Genomic DNA, 3,638 nt, shown 5'->3' with positions numbered 1-3,638 from the left:
AAGTGCAAGCCGGCCGGGATGTGGTAGGCCGCGCCTGCCGCATGGTCCAGCTGGTCGAGGAACCACAGGCGTTGCTGTGCCCACGACAGCGGCAGCGCATCGCCGCGCTCGGCCACCGTGAGCGTACCCAGCTGCGTCTGCCGGCTGGCTGCCACCAGTTGCGCCAGGCCGGCCAGTGTCGGCTGCTCGAACAGCTTGCGCAGCGCCACTTCACGTCCCAGCAATTCGCGCAGGCGCGACACCACCTGCACTGCCAGCAGCGAATGTCCACCCAATTCGAAGAAATGGTCGTGGCGGCCGACCCGCTCAACACCCAGCAGCTCTTGCCAGATCTGCGCCAGCGCCTGTTCCACCTCGCCCTGCGGTGCCGCATACTCACGTGTGGCCAGCGCCGCCTTGTCCGGCGCCGGCAAAGCACGCCGATCGAGCTTGCCGTTCGGCGAAAGAGGCAGTGCTTCCAGCTGTACGAAGGCGCTCGGGATCATGTAATCGGCCAACTCCTGCGCCAGCGCCTGGCGCAAGGATCCCGGATCCAGCAGCCCTTGCGCAGCTCCAGGCTGTGCCGTCAGGTAAGCCACCAGGCGGCGTTCACCCGGCGCATCTTCGCGCACAACCACGGCCACATCGCGCACGCCGGGACAGGCGCCCAGGCGGACCTCGACTTCACCCGGCTCTACCCGGTATCCACGCAGCTTGACCTGGAAATCGGCGCGGCCGACATATTCGAGCGATCCGTCGTCGCGATAGCGGGCCAGGTCGCCCGTCTTGTACAACTTGCCCGCTCCGAAAGGATTCGCGATAAAGCGCTCGGCCGTCAGTTGCGGACGGTTCAGGTAGCCGCGGGCAAGGCAACTGCCGCCCAGGAATACCTCGCCCAGGATGCCGACCGGGACCGGCTGCAGGTCCGTATCGAGCACGTGCACCCTGGCGTTCGCAATCGGCCGCCCGATCGGCGGCAACAATGGCCATTGCCCCACGTCGTCCGCCAGGATATGCGACGTCACCACGTGCGACTCGGTCGGGCCATAGTGGTTATGCAGCCGGCATTGCGGCAGCTGCCGGAACAGTGCGGCAATCGCCGGCGTGATCCGCAGTTGTTCGCCGGCCGTGATCACATCGCGCAAGCTGGAAGGCAGCACGCCGCCATCCTGCACGGCCTGGGCCAGGCTTTGCAAAGCGATGTATGGCAGGAAAACGCGCGCGACCTTCCGGCCGGCAATCAATGCCAGCAAGGCTTGCGGATCGCGCCGCATGTCCTCGTCGATCAGCACCAGGCAGGCGCCAAGCGACAGGGTTGAAAAGATTTCCTGGAACGCGACGTCGAAGCCGAGCGCAGCGAATTGCAGCGTCGTTTCGGGCGCGCCCAGCACACCATCGGCCTGCCATTGCAGCAGATTGCACAGTGGTCCATGCGGCATGGCGACGCCTTTCGGCTTGCCGGTGGAGCCAGAGGTATAGATCACGTAGGCCAGGTGCTCCGCCGCCAGTTCCGGCAGCAGCGGGTCAGCCTGCTGCGAACGATCGCTACCCGCCTCGGCATCGAGCAGCAGCACGGGGCAGCCCGGCGCCGCGATGCGCTGCGCTAGCGCCTGTTGCGTAAGCAGGACGCTGGGAGCGCTGTCGCTCACCATGTAGCCGAGCCGTTCTTCCGGATAGCCCGGGTCAAGCGGCACATAGGCGCCGCCCGCTTTGAGTGTGGCCAGTACCGCGATCACCATCTCGCAGCCCCGTTCGGCCAGTACGGCCACCATGCTGCCAGGCGCGACACCCAGTTCGATGAGGCGCTGCGCGAGCGCATTGGCGCGCGCATTCAGTTCACCATAGCTCAGCACCCGCTCTCCGTGCCGCAGCGCCGGCGCGTCTGGCATGGCTTGCGCCCGCAACTCGAACGGCCGGTGTACCAGCTGGTGCAGCGGTGCGGGCGCGGCGCCCGCGTTGAATCCCGCCAGGATGCGTTCGCGTTCGGCTGGATCGAGCAGTGGCAGGGCCTGCACCCGTGCTTCCGGCGCGGAGCACATCGCCGCCAGGATCACGACGAACTGCGCCAGCATGCGTTCGATGGTGGCGCGCTGGAACAAATCGGTGGCGTAATTCAGCGTACCGTACACCTGGTCGCCGCGTTCCGCGAGCAGCAGGGACAGGTCGAACTGCGCGCTCTGCATGGCCGGGCCAAGGCTGCTGATACTCAGGCCAGCCAATGGTTCGCCCCCGCTTTGCGGCGTATTGTTCAGGGCGAAGAAGGCCTGGAACAGCGGATTATGGCTGGTGCTGCGGCGCGGCTGCAGCGCTTCCACCATTTGTTCGAATGGCAGGTCCTGGCAGGCAAAGCCATCGAGCGCAGTATTCTTGACCTGCTCCAGCAGGTCGCTGACCGTGATGTCGTCTCCCAGCCGCATGCGCAGGGGCAAAGTGTTCACGAAGAAGCCGATCAGCGGTTCCAGCTCCTGGCGCTGACGGTTGGCGACCGGAGTACCGATCACCACGTCCTGCTGGCCGCTGCAGCGCGCCAGCAAGGCCGCCCATGCCGCCATCAGCGTCATGAACATCGTGACGCCCTGCCTGCGGCACAGGGCCCGCAAGTCGGCAGTCAGCGCAGGCGGCAGTTGCAGGTCGACCGAGTCGCCGGCGTAAGTCGGCAACGCCGGACGCGTGTAGTCAGTGGCCAGTTCAAGGCAGTCCGGTGCCCCTTCCAGGTGCTTGCGCCAATAGGCAACTTGCGACTGCAAGGCAGCCTCGTTTAACCAGCTCCGCTGCCATGCCGCGAAGTCCGCGTACTGCAGCGGCAAAGCAGGCAGCGGATCTGCCGCGCCGCGTGCCAAAGCGCTGTACAGGACAGCCAGCTCGCGCAGCAGTACGTCTGTCGACCAGCCGTCGAACACGATGTGGTGCACCGTCAACAGCAGTACGTGATCGTCCTGTCCCAGGTGCAGCATGCGGGCACGCAGCAGCGGACCTGTGCCGAGGTCAAAGGCCTGGCTGGCCTCGTCGGTTGCCATGCGCTCGACTGCAAAATCCAGCTCGTGGCCGTGCAGCATGCTCAAGTCGTGCCATTCCAGGCGCAGGCCGGCGTCGGCAGGCGCAATGCATTGCACCGCCTGGCCGTTCCTTTCGACAAAGGTGGTACGCAGGATTTCGTGGCGCGCCACGATCGCATTAAAAGCGCCTTGCAGCGCGTTGCGGTCCAGGGGGCCGCGCAGGCGCATGCCGCTCGGCATATGGTAGGCGCGTGAGGAGCCGTCGAGTTGGGTCAGGAACCACAAGCGTTGCTGCGCCCACGACAAAGGCAAATCCCGCGTCCGGTCTGCCAAAGGGATCGCTTCCTGGCGGGTCCGTTCGGTAGCGGCGGCTGCCGCGGCGAATTCCGCCAGCGTCGGGGCCGCGAATATTTTGCGCAGGGAGACTTCGACATTCAGCGTCTGGCGCAGGCGCGATACCACTTGCACCGCCAGCAGCGAATGCCCGCCCAGTTCGAAGAAGTGGTCGTGGCGTCCGACCCGTTCCACGCCCAGCAGTTCCTGCCAGACCTGCGCCAGCACCTGTTCCGCCTCGCCCTGCGGTGCTTCATAAGGCCGCGCCGCCAATGCCGCCTCGTCCGGCGCCGGCAGGGCCTTGCGATCGAGCTTGCCGTTGGCCGACAG

The 3,638-nt window shown here is 66.2% G+C and carries 1 protein-coding gene; it reads right to left on the bottom strand.

The genetic code is table 11. From position 1 onward, the window contains the following. Positions 1-3,638 (bottom strand): non-ribosomal peptide synthetase (locus ASD58_RS20830; RefSeq protein ID WP_156401414.1); only part of this gene is annotated, 3,638 nt, incomplete at both ends.

Origin of the sequence: Duganella sp. Root1480D1 (genome assembly GCF_001427305.1) — a bacterium.
Classification (GTDB): Bacteria; Pseudomonadota; Gammaproteobacteria; order Burkholderiales; family Burkholderiaceae_D; genus Rugamonas.
The sequence above is the reverse complement of the archived record's forward strand: the minus strand, read 5'-3'. Positions and strand labels throughout refer to the sequence as shown.